Consider the following 15,139-nt stretch of genomic DNA (forward strand, 5'->3'; position numbering starts at 1 on the left):
GTGGTGGTGAGGGACAAGCTTATTCGAGTGCAAATACTTCCCCTTATAGGGGATCAGCACACCATCGCGCACATTCTACGTATGACGCTCAAGGAGAGCGACTTCCTTTTTACCTATCGGTTTCCCCATCGGGTGCGGGACGAGCGGGTGCGGCCCGAAGGTATTTTTGACTTTTTTGAGCCGAACGAAGGCGAGCGGCGTTTAAAGGTGATGAAACACATTGCCGGGGTGGTGCTTGAGAGCTGGCGAGTCTGGACTTCGGAGGCGGAGAACAACCTCGCGCAGGGGCGTCCCCCGGAGCGAGTGGTGTACGACATAGCGTTGGAGTACCCGGATCCCGACGGAAGCCACAGGCAAACGGCGCTTGAGGTGTTCGAGGCGTTGATCATGTGGCACGAGGCCTTTCGGGACACCCGTGGTATGGGGCGCCTGATAAGAAGCGGTTTTGTGCAGAGGGCGGATCTTTTTGTGCTCGCGGTGCGTCAGGATCGGGGGAGCTATTTGAGCTTACCCCGAGACGAATGGGAGCGGGTTCTGGCTTTTCTTGAGGAGACCACACGAGAAGCGTTGTTCGGTTCAAGACGGCAGTAAAGCCGGCTATACGTCCATTTTCCGAAGCGAGTCCAAAGGAGCGAAACGATGTTCATTCCGGCTGGAGGGTGGTTTAAATACGAACTTGAGGGCGCCTTGCGGTTGCTTTCGAGGATTGACTTTGAGGTGGCGCGCACGCCGGGGCACTGCTTGCGGTTTGCGGCGTTGGGACTAGCGGTAGTTAGCGAGTGCGGGCATTTTGAATTCTGGGGACAGGTGCCCGCCAGAGCACTCTGGTTGGCCTTTCAGCTTCACGACGTCGGTAAGATGGCTATCCCTTGGGCGTTCCTTTCAAAAAGACGTCGCCTCACGTCCGCCGAGCGCGAGATGGTGGAGCGTCACACCGAGTTCGGGGAGAACATACTCGAGTTTTTCCGGGAATGGCACCGGGCGGGGCGTCTCAAAAGTCCTCTCGGAAGGTTTGAAACCACGATCGGGTTGCGCCTCGCGCGGGAGATAGCCCTGTATCATCATGAGAATTGGGACGGTAGCGGTTATCCCCGAGGTTTAAGGGGGCGTTCGATTCCATTCCTGGCCCGAGTGGCCCGAGTGGTAGACGCGGCGGATGCGTTGCTTTTCCCGCGGGGTTATCGCGGCGCCGATTGGCACCCGAAGAAGGCGCTTGAGTTCCTGCGCCAAGGAGAGGGGAAAATTTTTGATCCCGAGGTAACTCGGGCGGCCTTACGCCTCATCACGCCGGTAGCGGAGGCGGCCTGTCCGGAGTGCCCAAATCCGACCTGTCCGCTCCTTCAGGCTTCTCTTTTACAGTAACGTAAACCCTCCAATTTTTCCGAAATTTTCCGAAATTTTCCGAAAAACTTGACTAGAGAACTCCGTTTTTTCCGAAATTTTCCGAAATTTTCCGAAAAACTTGACTAGAGAACTCCGTTTTTTCCGAAATTTTCCGAAATTTTCCGAAAAACTTGACTGGAGAAGTCCGAATTTTCCGAATGAATCGGATTCAATCGGAACCGATCCGACCCAATCAGAAAAAATCTGACCGGAGTTGTCCTTTCCCTAGTTGCTAGCGAGCGGCGTTGAGGCGGTGTTGAGGGAACTGGCCGGTTGCGGCGTATGTTTTAGGACGGTTACGTGCAAGGCGAGGTCGCGCCTGAAGGGATCGCGGAAGGCGACGTTGCCGCGCACCACGGCGGGACATTTAGCGAGAGCGGCGAGCAGGTGAGCGACCTTTTCGATGGGATAGGTGCCGGCAAACCGCAGGACGAACCCGGTGGCGGACTGTCCTTCGATTTCGGGGTGGTAGGTAAAGAGCGTCGCGAGGCAATCGGAGGGCGAAAGTTCAGGCGGAGCACAAACGGGTGAGGCGGTCGGCGCGACGATTACGGTGCGAACGTAAAAATCGTTTACGCGTTTGGTGTTAGCGAGAGGCAACGGGTAGTAGAGGCCAAAACGTCCGTTGCCATCGAAAGCGACGTCACCTAGAAACCCGAGGTCACGTTGCGCCCGCAGTCCTTCTCGGAAGGCTCGGAGGATGATAGTTCTCGAGCGACACATAGCGATGAGATGGGGATCCACGACAGTGTGACGAGCGGTTTGGGCCTTAGGCGGCGGAGGAGGGGGTAGGGTAGGGGTCTTTTCTCTGTTTCCACCAAGAAGTAAGGAGAGGCAGAGGGCGAGTCCGCCCACCACGGCGCCGATGAGGGGTTTCTTACTCTTTGGCTGGACTAAAGCGACGGCTTTATCTAAGGGGACGCTGACGTATCGGATGCCCTGATAAAAGTTCGAGGCGAACCGAGAGAGGGCTTCCCGAGCTTCGGAGGGATCTTTGGGAAGGTGGATGACTTCGTAGCGGTGTCCGATGCAGGCTATGGCCACGGCAGGCGCCGTGAAAAGCACGGCGGCGCTCTGGTAGTGGTCGGCCGCGGCATCGCGCAGGAAGGGCAGAGTAAGAGTGGAGGCCATGAGGTACTTGCCGTCGCGCGTGCGGTAAGTGTAGGAAAACCGTCCCGCAAGCCGATCGCGCATCACGTGCGAGCGGACGGAGGTGATGTGCAAGATACGGTAGCGTCCCGCTTCGGTAGGGGGTATGCGTTCGCCGGTTTCGACGTTGTAGAGGGTGCCTTCGTAATCGATGGCGAGCGGCCGAGAGAAAAAGCGCCCGAGGAAAAATCCGCGTCTGCGGGCGGCGGACGCGGGGGTTGGCGTTTCGAGGAAATTCTGTCGCGAAAACGGTTTAAGAAAGCACCGATCATGTACGCGACCTCCGCTAGGGCATGGTGGCGTAGACCTCTTCGTGAAGTTTGGCGTTGATCTCAGCGCCTTTGGTGAGGGCTTTAGCGGTATTGAGCCGAGTGAGCTCGTCGAGGATCCGGGCCTCAAGAAGCATCTTGTTTGTTACGACATCGCAGACGAAAAGAGGCTCCGGAAAGTGGCCCGGGTGATGGAGGATTTCGGGGTGCGGGTACTTTACAGTGTTTTCGAATGCCGTCTGAGTCCGGAGGAATTTGCCTTTATGCGGGAGGCGGTAGAAAAGATAATCGATGCCCTGGAAGACCGGGTGCGGTATTATCGTTTGTGTGAGAGCTGTCGCAAACCTGTGGTTCATTTAGGCTACGGTAAGCGGGTGCGTCCCTTACCGGAAGATCATTTGGTCTTTTAGCCTGCCTTGAAGATTTTTCGTCCCTGCTTTATATAGCAAAACATGTCTAATATCCGGATGGATACCGCCCAGGTCCTCATCGAGGCCCTTCCCTATATTCGCCATTTCTACGGGAAGGTGGTGGTGGTGAAATACGGCGGGCACGCCATGGTGGATCCGGCCCTGAAGGAGGCCTTTGCCCAGGACATCGTCCTCATGAAATACGTGGGGATCCGCCCGGTGATTGTCCACGGGGGCGGGCCCCAGATCAGCCAGGTCATGGAGCGGATGGGGCTCAAGCCCGTTTTTGTAGAAGGGCAAAGGGTGACCGATCCGGAGACCATGAGCGTGGTGGAAATGGTTCTGGTGGGCACGGTCAACAAGAGCATCGTAAGTCTCATCAATCGCCACGGGGGCCGGGCGGTGGGACTTTCCGGGCGCGACGGGGACCTCATCGAGGCGGAGAAGATGCAGGTCTATCGCTATACCGGGGAGGATCGCCCTCCGGAGATTATTGATATCGGCCGGGTGGGGCGGGTGAAGAAGGTCAATCCCGGGGTGCTCCATACCCTGATGGAGGCGGGCTTCATCCCGGTGATCGCTCCGGTGGGGGTGGGGCCGGAGGGTGAGGCCTACAACATTAACGCAGACCTGGTGGCCGGGGCCGTGGCCGGGGCCCTTTCCGCGGAAAAGGTGATCTATCTCACCGACGTGGAAGGGGTGTTGGATGAGGAGGGGCGGCTCCTTTCCAGCCTCACCCTGGCGGAGGTGGAGGAGCTTTTACAGAAAGAGGTGGCCCGGGGGGGGATGATCCCTAAGCTCAAGAGTGCCAAAAAGGCCCTGGCCTCCGGGGTCCACAAGGCCCATATCATCGATGGGCGGGTGCCCCATGCCCTGCTCCTTGAACTTTTTACCGATCAGGGCGTGGGAACGGAGATTGTGCCGTGAAAGAGGCCCTCTTTGAGCTCCTAAAGTCCCGAGCCTATCTTTTTAAGCCCCAGGGTTTCCGCCTTTCTTCCGGAAAGGTAAGTCCTCATTATCTGGACTGTAAACAGGTGACCCTCTATTCCCGGGCCCTTCCGCTCATCGGGCGTCTCCTCTGGGAGGAGGCCCGGGGTTTTGAGCCGCAGGCGGTAGGGGGGTTGACCCTTGGAGCCGATCCCCTGGTGGCCGCGGTATGTCTGGCCGCGGGGCTGGAAAGGGTGGAGCTTGAGGGGTTTATCGTACGCAAGGAGGCCAAGGGACACGGCACTGGACGCTATCTCGAGGGCCATGTACGCCCCGGGATGCGGGCGGTGATTCTGGAAGACGTGGTGACCACCGGGGCCTCGGCCTTAAAGGCCGCCCAAAGGGCCCGGGATTTCGGGCTTTCGGTGGTAGGGGTGGTGGCCCTGGTGGATCGCCAGGAAGGGGGGCGCGAAAGGCTTGCCGCCGAAGGCCTGCCCCTGCGCAGCCTTTTTACCCTTGCGGATTTTTTGAGATAGGGTCTAGTCCAGCTGATTCAACTCGTCGGTGGTGATCACCCGAAAGAGGATGCGTTTTTTGAGGGACCCGGGTCGGGCCTCCTCCACCACCAGGGACCGAGGCCCGCTCAAAAAGACATGCCTCCGGAAGCCGTCCGGAGGAGTATAGACCACCTGAAGGCCCTGCACCCGGCCTTCCCGGTCTACTACCACATCCACCCTTTCCAGGAAGTTGATATTCCCCGGCCCAAAGTTGGTCATGACGTAGCCCAACTCCGTGGGAAAGCCTCGAGGGGCGGGCACGAGATAGACTGCATAGACCTCTTTTTCTACCGTGCGCAGGACCTCCGCCCGGCTCGGCCCCGCCAGGATCAAAAGGGCCAGGAGTAAGGATCCGCAGAGGATTTTTTTCATGGCCGCCTCCTGAAAATTATTTTTAAATAGTAAGCCGTAAGTCCTGCAAGGTAAAGGGCCAGGGGCTCGCCTTCCCCAAGCCCGGTGGACAAGAGACGTTTAAGAACCATATTTTTATTTTCGGAAAGCTTTTGATCCAGGTCAAGGCGGGGTGGAGAGAAGGGATTAAATTTCTAAACTGGATAGAAAAAATCCATTAAGGAGGTGAAGGCTATGTTTTGTAATCAGTGTGAACAGACCGCTAAAGGGCAGGCCTGTATTAAGATCGGGGTCTGTGGAAAAACGCACGAGGTGGATGAGCTGCAGGATCTTCTGGTGCACGCCCTGGTGGGCCTTTCGGAGGTAGCCTTAAAGGCCGAGGAGAAGGGGGTGAAGAACCGGGAGGTGGATCATTTCCTCTGCGAGGCCCTCTTTTCCACCCTTACTAACGTGAATTTCGATCCTGAGCGCATAGCAGACTACATTCGCCGGGCGGTGGAGTGGCGGGAGAAGCTGCGGTCCGAGGCCGGGGTAAGCGAGGTCTCCGAGGCGGCCCGTTTTGAGTCCGCGGGAACCATAGAAGGGATGATCAAGCAGGGCGAGGAGGTGGAGCTCCGGCCCGAAAAGGCCAAAGACCCGGACATCTTCTCCCTCAAGCTCACCGTGCTTTACGCCCTCAAGGGGATTGCCGCCTACGCCTACCACGCGGCCAAGCTGGGCAAGGAGGACGAGGAGGTCTATCGCTTCATGAAGCAGGCCCTGGTGGATCTTTACCGGGACGATCTTTCTCTCGAAGACTGGGTCAACCGGGCCTTGGAGGCCGGGCGCATTAACCTGCGCACCATGGAACTTCTGGATGCCGGGAATACGGAAAGTTTCGGCCATCCCGTGCCGACCAAAGTTTCTCTGGGACAGAAGGCCGGTCCGGCCATCCTGGTCTCCGGGCACGATCTCAAGGACCTTTATGAGCTCCTCAAGCAGACCGAGGGCACGGGGATCAACGTCTATACCCACGGAGAGATGCTTCCCGCCCATGGCTATCCGGAACTTAAGAAGTTCAAACATCTGGTAGGCCACTACGGAACGGCCTGGCAGAACCAACAGAAGGAATTTCCGGAGTTCCCCGGGCCCATTGTCATGACCACCAACTGCCTCATGCCTCCTAAGGATTCCTATAAGGACCGGGTCTTTACCCTGGGGCCGGTGGGCTTTCCGGGGGTAAAACATATTCCGGACGAAAACTTTGCCCCGGTGATCGAGATGGCTAAGAAGATGGGGGGCTTTCCTGAGGACCGGCCTGGGAAGGAGGTCATGACCGGTTTTGCCCGCAACGCCGTCCTTTCCGTGGCCGACAAGGTGATCGAGGCCGTAAAAAGCGGGTCCGTGCGGCACTTCTTCCTGGTGGGAGGCTGTGACGGGGCCAAACCCGTGCGCAATTATTACACCGAATTCGTGGAGAAGGCCCCCAAAGACACCCTTATCCTTACCCTGGCCTGCGGGAAGTTCCGCTTCTTCGACAAGGACCTGGGGGAGATCGGGGGCATCCCGCGTCTTCTCGACGTGGGGCAGTGTAACGACGCCTATAGCGCCATCCAGATCGCCCTGGCCCTCTCCAAGGCCTTCAATGTGGACGTAAACCAGCTTCCGCTGTCCCTGATCGTCTCCTGGTATGAGCAAAAGGCCGTAGCCATCCTCCTCACCCTTCTTTATCTGGGGATCAAGAACATTCGTCTGGGGCCCAGTGTTCCGGCCTTCCTTTCCGAAAACGTACTGAAATTCCTGGCCGAAAAGTATAACCTCCGGCCCATTTCCACCCCGGACGAGGACCTGCGAGCCATTCTGGGCTAAACCTAAGGGGCGGGCTCAGGCCCGCCCCTTTTCTCCTCTCGCGCTTGCGAAGATTCCAAAAATACTCTAAAACTTGGGACATGAAACCCAGGGCCCTGGTGCTTTCCGGCTACGGGATCAACTGCGAGCGGGAGACCGCTCACACCCTGCGGCTGGCCGGAGCGGAGGCCGAAATCGTCCACTTTTCCGAACTTCTTTACGGGGAAAAACACCTCCGGGATTACCATCTTTTGTGTTTCCCGGGGGGATTTCTTGACGGGGATCATCTGGGGGCGGCTCAGGCTGCGGCCCATCGTCTGCGGCACGCCCGGGTGGTGGGCTCCGGAGAGAGGCTCCTTGACCAGATCCTGGAATTTATCGAGGCCGGAAAGCTGGTTATCGGGATCTGTAACGGCTTCCAGCTCCTGGTGAAGCTGGGGCTCCTTCCGGCCCTGGGGGGCCGCTATGGAGAACGCAGGGTGAGCCTCACTTACAACGATTCCGGGCGCTTTGAGGACCGCTGGGTGTGGCTGCGGGTCAATCCGGACTCCCCTTGCGTTTTTACCCGGGGCCTTTCCGGCTTGCTCTATTTTCCTGTGCGCCACGGGGAGGGCAAGTTCGTAGCCCAGGACGAGGATGTGCTCCGGGAGCTTTTCCGGAAGGGGCAGATCGTCCTCCAGTATGCCCATCCTCAAACCGGGCGTCCCACTCAGGAATATCCTTTTAATCCCAACGGTTCGGTGGAGGCCGTTGCCGGAATCTGTGATCCCACAGGGCGTATCTTCGGCCTCATGCCGCACCCCGAGGCCTTCAACCACTTCACCAATCATCCTCGCTGGACGCGGGAGCAGCTGCCCCCGGAGACCCCGGGCCTCAAGCTCTTTAAGAACGCGGTGGCCTATCTCCGCGAGACCCTTCTTTCATGAGTGAGGAAGCCCCGCTCAAGGACCTGGTGCGTGCCCTTCTGGTTCTACGGCGTTATCTCCTCCGGATCTTGCTCCTTCTTTTTCTTTTGACTCTAGGCTTTCTCTGGACGGCCCCCAGGCTTCTCCTCTGGCTTGAGGGCCATTTCGGTCAGCGGTTGGCCTTTTTCGGGGTGGCGGAGTCCTGGCTGGCGGTCCTCAAGCTGGCCCTCATCTTGGCCCTGACCGTGGCCTTTCCCCTTATCCTTTACCTCCTCTGGCGGGCCCTTTCCGCGGTCTACGGCCTTTCCTGGAGGAGTGGGCTGGCCCTGGTTCTGGGAGGAAGCCTCCTCTTTTACGGAGGGATGACCTTCTGTTTCTTCGTTTCTCTTCCCTACGGAATGCGTTTTCTTCTTTCCTTCGGTCGAGGGGAGTTGGTTCCCACCATCTCCGTGGGTCACTTTGTAAACTTTGTGGGCCTTTTCCTTCTGGCTTTTGGACTCATCTTCGAGGTGCCCCTTTTGATGATGCTGGCTGCCCGGATCGGACTCCTTGATCCTTATAAGGCGGCCCGCTTTCGCCGGCACGCCATTCTGATCATCGCCATTCTGGCTGCGGTGCTTACCCCCACCCCGGATGTCTTCAACATGAGCCTTATGGCTGTTCCCCTCTATCTTCTTTTCGAGGTGGGGCTCCTGGGAGCCCGTCTCCTGCGGCCTAAAAGTTCTTAGGGGGGAGCCCGGAAAGGGCTTCGGCCAGAGGGGCGGCCTTGTCCGGGGGCATAGCCGCGAGAATCCGGGCCACCTGGTCGCTTTTCATGGCCGAAAGGATCTTGACCGCCATTTCCGGATCCATGCTCATGAGAAGCCCGGCAGCCTTAGAAGGACGCATCTCGGAATAGGCCTTTACCAGGAGCTTGAAGCGTTCATTTTCGATGGTTTCCAGGCGCTGGAGCTTTTTCTGAAGGGTGTCTTCCAGTTCGAGAAGGGCCGTAAGGCGCTTTTCCACCTGGGCCTCAAGGAGCTTGAGGCGCCTTTCCCGGAGGAGGATCTCCTTCTGGCGTTCTTCCAGGCGTGCCCGCTCTAGGCGCAGGGCCTCGAAGAGCTCCGGAGGACACGGAGCCGAGGCGTTTTCCGAAGGGGAGGGTTCCTGGGCCTTTACCCCTGGGCCGCCAGCCTCCAGAAAGAAAAGTCCCAGGCCGGCCTTGAGGACCAACACTAAGGCCAGGGCTAGAAGGATTTTACGGCCGTCCAAGGCGGGCCCTCCTCATCAGGGTGAGATCGTCCATTTCTCGCAGGAAGCGCTTTTCTTCTTCGGCCAGCCAGGTGCGCCAGCGCCTTTCTCTTAAGGTCTCCGCGGCCCGTCTTTCTCGATGGGCCCGGGCCAGCTCCGCTCGAAGGGTCTCTACCTCCTTTTCTCTGGCCCGCAGACGCTCCTCGGCCCGGTGTCTTTCCAGAAAGGTGGCCTCAAGGCCTTCTCCCCAAAGGCGGAGACTTCCGCCATCTAGACGCCTTCCGGCCAGGCTCTGGAAGTATTCCCGCTGGGTCCTCTGGAGCGCTTCAGATTCCTCGAGGGCCACCTGCAGGGCCCGCACCGCCAGCCCGAATCTTTCCCGGGCCCGCTCTTCGCGCAATTCCCGGATATAGGTCAGGGTATCCAGGATGCGGGGAGGCCGCCTCACCCGAGCACCTCCTTAAGCCTCTGGACACTCTCTTCAAAAGAGGCCCGTTCCTCCACCTCCTGCTGGAGAAACTCCCTGATGGCCTGGATTCTGTCAAGGGCCTCGTCTATCTCCGGGTTGCTTCCCCGCACATAGGCCCCGATATTGATGAGGTCCTCGGCCCGGCGGTAGGTGGCCAGGAGGCGAATCAAGCGCCGGGCAAGCGCGTAATGTTCCTGGGAAACCAGATCCTTAAAAAGTCGGCTCACACTGGCCAGGAGGTCGATGGCCGGATAATGGCCCTCGTGGGCCAGATCCCGGGAAAGCACGATGTGTCCGTCGACGATGGCCCGCACGGCATCGGCCACCGGTTCGTTAAAGTCGTCCCCTTCCACCAGGACGGTGTAAATTCCGGTGATACTGCCTCCCCCCACCCGGGGTCCCATTCTTTCTAAGAGCCGGGGAAGATGGGCAAAAACGGAAGGGGTATAACCTCGGGCTGTGGGGGGCTCTCCTATGGAAAGCCCTACTTCACGCTGGGCCATACAGAAGCGGGTGAGGGAGTCCATCATAAAAAGGACATCCAGCCCTTGATCGCGAAAATATTCGGCGATGGCCGTGGCGTAGAAGGCCCCCCGGAGGCGCAGGGGCGGGGGCTCGTCCGAGGTGGCCACCACCACCACCGAGCGGGAAAGCCCTTCCTCCCCCAGGTCGCGCTCGATAAAGTCCCGTACCTCCCGGCCCCGCTCCCCGATGAGGGCGATGACGTTGACGTCGGCCTGGGTGTGGCGGGCCATCATGCCCAGGAGGGTGCTCTTGCCCACCCCGGAGCCAGCCATGATGGCCACGCGCTGCCCCTTTCCCAGGGTAAGGAGGGCGTTGATGGCCCGTATACCCACATCCAGGGGCTCCTGAATGCGTTCTCTTTCAAAAGGGCGCAGGGGCTCGTTATAGAGGGGATAGGTCTCGGAGAGATAGGGTAGGGGTCGCCCGTCCAGGGGTTCCCCCAGGGCGTTCACCACCCGGCCTAGGAGCTCCTGGCCTACCCGGGCTACCGGTTTTTCGTAGGCATAGACCCGATCCCCGGGCTCGATGCCTACCGGATTGCCCAGAGGAATGAGGAGAAGTCGGCGGTCGCGAAAGCCCGAGACCTCGGCCAGAATTTCCCCGGAGGAGGTGGCAATACGGCAGAGATCTCCCACCCTCAGGGCCGGGCCTTCGGCCTCTACCACCAGGCCCACCACCTGGCTCACCCGCCCGCAGGTTACGATGGGGCGGGCCTGGGCCAGGGCCAGCTTGAAGCGGGAAAGGGGACTAACTTTCACCCTCGGCCGCCTCCTCTAAGGCCCGGAGGAGATTGGTCCAGCGTCTTTCAAGGGTGGCGTCCACCAGGCCAAAATCGGTCTCCAGCAGACACCCTCCGGGAGAGATACTCGGGTCGGCCTCTACCCGGATCTCGGGGAAGGTCTTTTCGGAGAGGGCTCGAAGATCGGTTTCTTGAAGGATTCGGGCCTCCCGCGGATGGACCCGGACGGTCACCCGGGAGCCCTCCACTACCTCCCGCAGGGCTTCCCGAACCACCCGCAGGATCACGCTTTCGTCCCGGAGAAATTCCCGGAAAAAGAGTTTCTGGACCAGGAGTTTCAGAAGGGCTAGGACCTCACGGTCCAGAGAGAGCACCCCCCGAGAGATCTCCTCCTGTAAGGAGGCCAGCAATTGATCGAGTTGTGCCCGCTTCTCTCCATACTCTTTTTCCAGGCGGGCCCGGAGGGCCTGGGCCTCCTTTTCGGCCCGCGCCCGTCCCTCCGCATAGCCCTTTTCAAATCCCGCGGTCCGTCCCTCCTCCAGCCCCTCACGGTAACCTTCACGATAGGCTTTCTCCGCAAGCTTCCACAGGATTTGGTCCTCTTTTTTGAGAGATTTTTTCTCCGGGGCTTTAGGGGCAAAGAAGTCCTCCAGGGACCGGAAACTTTCGGTCTCCTGGAACTCGATCCGCAGGGCCTCCACCCCTTTGAGTATTTTAGACAAATTCCTCCTCCCCGCGGCCGAGGATAATCTTCCCTTCCTGTTCCAAGCGCTTGGCCACCTTGATGATGTTCTGCTGGGCCTTTTCTACATCGGAAAGTCGCACCGGGCCCATGACCTCCAGGTCCTCCTTGAGGAGGGTGGCCGCCCGTTCGCTCATATTGCGGAAGAACTTCTCCCGCACCTCCTCGGAGGCCCCCTTGAGGGCCAAACGCAGGTCGTCGGTGGAGATCTCCCGCAGCAGGGTCTGAATGGCCAGATCGTCCACCTGCAGGAAGTCCTCGAAGGTAAAGAGATACTTCCGAATCTCTTCGGCCAGGTTGGGGTTTTCCTCCTCGATATCCGAAAGGATCTCGTCTTCCAGTTCCCGGCCGGCGTGAGTCAGGATTTCCGCGGCCTTCTCCGAGCCGCCGAGCTTCCGCCCCAAGGTCCCTCTCACGGCCTGAAGTTCTTCCTCCAGGGCGTTGCTGATCTCCTCCACGATCTCCGGGTCCACCTTGTCCAGAAGGGCGATCCTTAGGAGGACCTCAGAACGGATCTTTTCCGGAAGAAACTGGAGGATTTGTCCCGCTAGATCCGGCTCAAGGTGCACCAGGACGATGGCGATGGTCTGGGGGTGTTCGTTGCGCAGGAAGTTGGCCACGGTCTTGGGGTCGAGCTTCTTGAGCTTTTTAAAGGTCTCCGGCCCGAGTTCCTTACGGATCTCCTCCCAGAGCTGTTTGCCCTTTTCCCCGTAAGCCCGCACCAGGCTCTTTTCCAGGAACTCCTCGGGAGAGACGCTGAGGTCCGACATGAGTTCCTTGGCTTCAAGATTGGCCTCTTCCAGGACCTTCTTTACGGCCTCCGCCGGAACATACTCCAGCTTGGCCATCTCCACCCCGATGCGCTTGATGTCTTCTTCATCAAGATACTTGTAGACCTCGGAGGTGAAGTCTTCCCCCATGACCATGAGGAAGATGGCCGCCTTTTGAGGACCGGTGAGTTTTTCCGGATCAAGCTTGGCCATCTTAGGCGGCCTCCTTCAGGGCCTTGGCCCTTTCTTCGGCGCTTTCTTCAAGGAGCCACTTTTTCACCAGTACCGCCGCCCGCTCCGGACTGCTCTGGACGATTCCCAAGGCCATCTCGTGGGGCAGAGGCTTGGCCTCTTCTTCAGGAGGGAGCTCTCCCGGGGCCTCTACCCCTTCCAGGGCCTCGGGGGCGGGCTTTTTCTCAAGCAGGGCCTTAAGCAGTGGACGCACTACCAGGAGGAGGACCAACAGGATGACCAGGAGTTCCACCAGGGGCTTGATCAGGCGATTCAGATACTCCAACCACACCGCCGGGCCCTTCACCTCCTCTATCCGGAAAGGCTGGGCCGAGACTTCAACCACATCCCCCCGGTCGGGATTATAACCTACGGCCCCCTTAACCAGTTTTTCTATCCATTCTAGTTTAGCACCTTCCTGGCCCTGGGGGAGGGCCTTTTGATCCACCACCACCGCCACGGAAAGACGCTTGAGCTTGCCCGGGGAGAGGGAAATCTCTTTAATCGTGCGACTGGGCTCATAGTTGCGGATGACTTTCTTCCGGGAGGAGGTCCCGCTCTGGCCGGCCGGAGAAAGGCTTCCCTCCACCTTGCCCGCCAGGGCCCCTTTGACTCCGGCAGGGCCTCCCACGCCCTGGGCACTCTTTTGACTTTCCTCGAGAGACTCCGAGACTACGGCCGCCATCTCCGGGTCGTAGCTTTCCTCCCTCACGGCCCCTCGGTCGAAGTCTACTTCTACCGAGATCTGGGCCACGGCCCGCCCTGGCCCCAGCACCCGGGAAAGCAGGGTCTCTACCTTTTCCTTGTAAGCCTCCTCCAAGCGGTGTTTGTAGGCCAGCTGAGTGGCGGAAAACCTTTCCTCTTCCTTTTCCCCTCGGTAAAGCACCCGTCCGTTGAGGTCCACCACGGTAATATTTTCCGGGGTGAGTCCGGGAACGGCCCCGGAGACCAGGTTGACGATGCCCAGGACCTCTTTGCGGCTGAGGTGAAAGCCGGGCTTGAGACTCACAAAGACCGAAGCCTTGGGGGGCTTTTCTTCTTCAATGAAAAGGCTTTCCCGGGGGAGGGCCAGGTGCACCCGGGCGTATTTCACCGCCCGCAAGGCCATGATGGTCCGGGCCAGCTCCCCCTCCAAGGCCCTTTGATAATTTACCCGCTGTAGAAATTCCGTGGCCCCGATCTGTCCCTTGTCGAAAAGTTCAAAACCCGGGCCCGGACCGCCCACCAGACCCTGGGCGGCGATTTCCATGCGCAGCTCCGCCACCTTTTCCTCGGGCACGCGAATGGTCCCGTCGGGCTCAAGCTTGTAGGGGATGTTCTTGCTCTTGAGATAATTGACCACCTCTCCGGCGGTCTCCTCCGGAAGTCCCCGGTAAAGTAGTCCCCAGCGGGGCTGAGAGACCCAGAGGATGAAGCCCACGAAAAGGGCGGTGAGCAATACCAGAGACCCAGCGAGAACAAACTTCTGCCGCCGGTCGAGTCCCCGGTAAAAGGTCTGGAGCTGGGCGGCCACCTCTTGGGGCTGGGGTAGTTTCATCTAGGAGCCTCCTTTAGATCTGCATGCGCATGATCTCCTGATAGGCCTCCAGCACCTTGTTGCGGACCCTCAAAAGGAGCTTGAAGGAAAGGTCGGCCCGGGTGAGGGCCAGGGTGAGTTGGGTAAGGTCGGTCTGGCGTCCGGCGGCCAGATCCTCCAAGGCCCGAAGGGCGGCCTTTTGATCCCGATCCACTTCCTGGATCTTCTGCCGCAGGAGTTCTCCGAAGGTGTTTTCTTGGACGGACTTTTTTTCTAGCCCTTGGCCCGGAAAATTTTTTAAGGGATTGAGATTGACCTTCATGGGGCACCTCCTAACGTAGGAGATCCAGGGTCTTTACCGCTAGATCCCGTGTAAGGGTGATCACGGTAAGATTGGCCTCGTAGGCCCGGCCGGCGGAAAGCAATTCCACCATCTCCGTGAGGACGTCCACATTGGGATACTTCACCATGCCCCTCTCGTCGGCATCGGGATGAGAGGGATCGTAGACCTCCTTGAAGGGGGAGGGGTCGTCTACGATGGCCTTCACCCGCACTTCCGCCAGAGCCGGGTCCTCCTCCAGGGGGTGGGCCTCAAGGACCACCTCCTTGGCCCGGTAAGGCCCGCCCTCGGCGGTGCGGGTCACCTGGGCGTTGGCCAGATTCATGGAGGCGATGTTGAGTCTTACCCTCTGGGCGGTGAGCCCAGTGGAGGCGATGCGCAGAGCGGTGAGGAGATTCATGGCTTATTTACCTCCTTCGGTGAGGGCTTCGCGGAGCATCTCGATCTCCTTCTTAAGGGCCTGAAGGGTGGCCTGGGAGAGGAGGTGATTTTCCATGAGCCGGGACATCTCTTCCTCGAGAGAGACGTTGTTCGGGGTCCCGGTCTCCGGGGCCTCCAGGGCCTCGGGCTCGGGCGGGATCTTCACCTGGGAAAGGTGTTTGGCCCGGGTGCGACGCAGGGGGAGTTCCCCCTCTCCCAGGTAGGCCTCCATGAGTTTGCGGAAGGGGATATCCTTTCGCCGGTAGCCCGGGGTGTCCACGTTGGCCACATTGGAGGCCAGAAGCTCCTGCCGCAGATTGCGCAGTTTAAGGCTTTGGGCCACGAGATTCCAGGTTTTTTCGAAGACCCTACCGAACAT

At 59.3% G+C, this 15,139-nt stretch carries 19 protein-coding genes; 8 read left to right on the forward strand and 11 right to left on the reverse strand.

Going from position 1 to position 15,139, the window contains the following annotated elements; genetic code table 11:
* Window positions 1-3: 3 nt before the first annotated feature.
* Together FVE67_RS08660 and FVE67_RS08665 are read left to right on the forward strand one after the other, a co-directional pair.
* The gene (locus FVE67_RS08660) at window positions 4-591 is read left to right on the forward strand and encodes a hypothetical protein (RefSeq protein ID WP_168720194.1); all 588 of its coding nucleotides are present in this window, start codon (window positions 4-6) and stop codon (window positions 589-591) included.
* A 48-nt stretch (window positions 592-639) separates the two neighbouring features.
* Window positions 640-1,362, forward strand: a complete 723-nt coding sequence (locus tag FVE67_RS08665) for an HD-GYP domain-containing protein (RefSeq protein ID WP_168720195.1) — start codon at window positions 640-642, stop codon at window positions 1,360-1,362.
* A 246-nt stretch (window positions 1,363-1,608) separates the two neighbouring features.
* Here FVE67_RS08665 and FVE67_RS08670 read toward each other — a convergent pair whose 3' ends face one another.
* The gene (locus tag FVE67_RS08670) at window positions 1,609-2,577 is read right to left on the reverse strand and encodes a hypothetical protein (RefSeq protein ID WP_210534596.1); all 969 of its coding nucleotides are present in this window, start codon (window positions 2,575-2,577) and stop codon (window positions 1,609-1,611) included.
* Window positions 2,578-2,980: 403 nt separating this feature from the next.
* Here FVE67_RS08670 and cas2 point away from each other — a divergent pair, with 403 nt between their 5' ends.
* Genes cas2 through pyrE form a run of 3 tightly spaced genes read left to right on the forward strand, consistent with a single transcriptional unit; the run spans window position 2,981 to window position 4,674 of the window.
* Window positions 2,981-3,211 carry a CRISPR-associated endonuclease Cas2 gene (gene cas2, locus FVE67_RS09425; RefSeq protein ID WP_246167892.1) on the forward strand — a complete coding sequence of 77 codons (231 nt, stop codon included), beginning with the start codon at window positions 2,981-2,983 and terminating at the stop codon, window positions 3,209-3,211.
* A gap of 42 nt (window positions 3,212-3,253) precedes the next feature.
* Window positions 3,254-4,138 (forward strand): acetylglutamate kinase, encoded by an 885-nt coding sequence (gene argB, locus FVE67_RS08680; protein WP_168720198.1) that lies wholly within the window; start codon window positions 3,254-3,256, stop codon window positions 4,136-4,138.
* Window positions 4,135-4,674 carry an orotate phosphoribosyltransferase gene (gene pyrE / locus FVE67_RS08685; RefSeq protein ID WP_168720199.1) on the forward strand — a complete coding sequence of 180 codons (540 nt, stop codon included), beginning with the start codon at window positions 4,135-4,137 and terminating at the stop codon, window positions 4,672-4,674. The genes argB and pyrE overlap by 4 nt, the downstream gene beginning before the upstream one ends.
* A gap of 3 nt (window positions 4,675-4,677) precedes the next feature.
* Here the strand turns inward: pyrE and FVE67_RS08690 are convergent, their stop codons facing one another.
* The gene (locus FVE67_RS08690; protein WP_168720200.1) at window positions 4,678-5,067 is read right to left on the reverse strand and encodes a hypothetical protein; all 390 of its coding nucleotides are present in this window, start codon (window positions 5,065-5,067) and stop codon (window positions 4,678-4,680) included.
* A 213-nt stretch (window positions 5,068-5,280) separates the two neighbouring features.
* On the opposite strand from FVE67_RS08690, the gene hcp reads away from it, so the two are divergent.
* The 3 genes from hcp (at window position 5,281) to tatC (ending at window position 8,506) form a co-directional block, all read left to right on the forward strand.
* Entirely contained in the window at window positions 5,281-6,894 is a 1,614-nt protein-coding gene (gene hcp / locus FVE67_RS08695) for a hydroxylamine reductase (protein WP_168720201.1), read from the forward strand.
* An 80-nt stretch (window positions 6,895-6,974) separates the two neighbouring features.
* On the forward strand, window positions 6,975-7,799 hold the full coding sequence (locus tag FVE67_RS08700; protein ID WP_168720202.1) for a phosphoribosylformylglycinamidine synthase subunit PurQ: 825 nt from the start codon (window positions 6,975-6,977) through the stop codon (window positions 7,797-7,799).
* Window positions 7,796-8,506 (forward strand): twin-arginine translocase subunit TatC, encoded by a 711-nt coding sequence (gene tatC, locus FVE67_RS08705; protein ID WP_168720203.1) that lies wholly within the window; start codon window positions 7,796-7,798, stop codon window positions 8,504-8,506. The genes FVE67_RS08700 and tatC overlap by 4 nt, the downstream gene beginning before the upstream one ends.
* On the opposite strand, the gene FVE67_RS08710 is transcribed toward tatC, so the two are convergent.
* From FVE67_RS08710 to flgB, 9 genes are read right to left on the reverse strand one after another with little or no spacing between them, the layout of a single operon-like run.
* Entirely contained in the window at window positions 8,493-9,029 is a 537-nt protein-coding gene (locus FVE67_RS08710; RefSeq protein ID WP_168720204.1) for a MotE family protein, read from the reverse strand. The two genes, tatC and FVE67_RS08710, sit on opposite strands and share 14 nt — an antisense overlap.
* Window positions 9,016-9,456 carry a flagellar FliJ family protein gene (locus FVE67_RS08715; RefSeq protein ID WP_168720205.1) on the reverse strand — a complete coding sequence of 147 codons (441 nt, stop codon included), beginning with the start codon at window positions 9,454-9,456 and terminating at the stop codon, window positions 9,016-9,018. Before FVE67_RS08715 ends, FVE67_RS08710 begins: the two co-directional genes overlap by 14 nt.
* Window positions 9,453-10,760: a FliI/YscN family ATPase gene (locus FVE67_RS08720; protein WP_168720206.1), complete on the reverse strand. Its 1,308-nt coding sequence runs from the start codon at window positions 10,758-10,760 to the stop codon at window positions 9,453-9,455. The genes FVE67_RS08715 and FVE67_RS08720 overlap by 4 nt, the downstream gene beginning before the upstream one ends.
* Window positions 10,750-11,463 (reverse strand): FliH/SctL family protein, encoded by a 714-nt coding sequence (locus tag FVE67_RS08725; protein ID WP_168720207.1) that lies wholly within the window; start codon window positions 11,461-11,463, stop codon window positions 10,750-10,752. Before FVE67_RS08725 ends, FVE67_RS08720 begins: the two co-directional genes overlap by 11 nt.
* Window positions 11,456-12,466: a flagellar motor switch protein FliG gene (gene fliG / locus FVE67_RS08730; protein ID WP_168720208.1), complete on the reverse strand. Its 1,011-nt coding sequence runs from the start codon at window positions 12,464-12,466 to the stop codon at window positions 11,456-11,458. The genes FVE67_RS08725 and fliG overlap by 8 nt, the downstream gene beginning before the upstream one ends.
* Window position 12,467: 1 nt before the next feature.
* Window positions 12,468-14,021 (reverse strand): flagellar basal-body MS-ring/collar protein FliF, encoded by a 1,554-nt coding sequence (gene fliF, locus FVE67_RS08735; RefSeq protein WP_168720209.1) that lies wholly within the window; start codon window positions 14,019-14,021, stop codon window positions 12,468-12,470.
* Window positions 14,022-14,034: 13 nt separating this feature from the next.
* Window positions 14,035-14,322, reverse strand: a complete 288-nt coding sequence (gene fliE, locus FVE67_RS08740) for a flagellar hook-basal body complex protein FliE (protein WP_168720210.1) — start codon at window positions 14,320-14,322, stop codon at window positions 14,035-14,037.
* A gap of 10 nt (window positions 14,323-14,332) precedes the next feature.
* Window positions 14,333-14,740, reverse strand: a complete 408-nt coding sequence (gene flgC / locus FVE67_RS08745) for a flagellar basal body rod protein FlgC (RefSeq protein ID WP_168720211.1) — start codon at window positions 14,738-14,740, stop codon at window positions 14,333-14,335.
* A 3-nt stretch (window positions 14,741-14,743) separates the two neighbouring features.
* A complete protein-coding gene (flgB, locus tag FVE67_RS08750; RefSeq protein WP_168720212.1) occupies window positions 14,744-15,139 on the reverse strand; it encodes a flagellar basal body rod protein FlgB in 396 nt (131 codons plus the stop codon).

The sequence above is a fragment of the Thermosulfurimonas marina genome (assembly GCF_012317585.1).
In the GTDB taxonomy this organism is placed as follows: domain Bacteria; phylum Desulfobacterota; class Thermodesulfobacteria; order Thermodesulfobacteriales; family Thermodesulfobacteriaceae; genus Thermosulfurimonas_A; species Thermosulfurimonas_A marina.

Bases quoted from the DNA above. Each gene is read 5' to 3' on its own strand.
- FVE67_RS08665 (WP_168720195.1), top strand. From the start codon at position 640: ATGTTCATTCCGGCTGGAGGGTGGTTTAAATACGAACTTGAGGGCGCC.
- FVE67_RS08670 (WP_210534596.1), bottom strand. From the start codon at position 2,577: ATGCGCGATCGGCTTGCGGGACGGTTTTCCTACACTTACCGCACGCGC.
- argB (WP_168720198.1), top strand. From the start codon at position 3,254: ATGTCTAATATCCGGATGGATACCGCCCAGGTCCTCATCGAGGCCCTT.
- FVE67_RS08690 (WP_168720200.1), bottom strand. From the start codon at position 5,067: ATGAAAAAAATCCTCTGCGGATCCTTACTCCTGGCCCTTTTGATCCTG.
- hcp (WP_168720201.1), top strand. From the start codon at position 5,281: ATGTTTTGTAATCAGTGTGAACAGACCGCTAAAGGGCAGGCCTGTATT.
- FVE67_RS08700 (WP_168720202.1), top strand. From the start codon at position 6,975: ATGAAACCCAGGGCCCTGGTGCTTTCCGGCTACGGGATCAACTGCGAG.
- tatC (WP_168720203.1), top strand. From the start codon at position 7,796: ATGAGTGAGGAAGCCCCGCTCAAGGACCTGGTGCGTGCCCTTCTGGTT.
- fliG (WP_168720208.1), bottom strand. From the start codon at position 12,466: ATGGCCAAGCTTGATCCGGAAAAACTCACCGGTCCTCAAAAGGCGGCC.
- fliF (WP_168720209.1), bottom strand. From the start codon at position 14,021: ATGAAACTACCCCAGCCCCAAGAGGTGGCCGCCCAGCTCCAGACCTTT.
- fliE (WP_168720210.1), bottom strand. From the start codon at position 14,322: ATGAAGGTCAATCTCAATCCCTTAAAAAATTTTCCGGGCCAAGGGCTA.
- flgC (WP_168720211.1), bottom strand. From the start codon at position 14,740: ATGAATCTCCTCACCGCTCTGCGCATCGCCTCCACTGGGCTCACCGCC.
- flgB (WP_168720212.1), bottom strand. From the start codon at position 15,139: ATGTTCGGTAGGGTCTTCGAAAAAACCTGGAATCTCGTGGCCCAAAGC.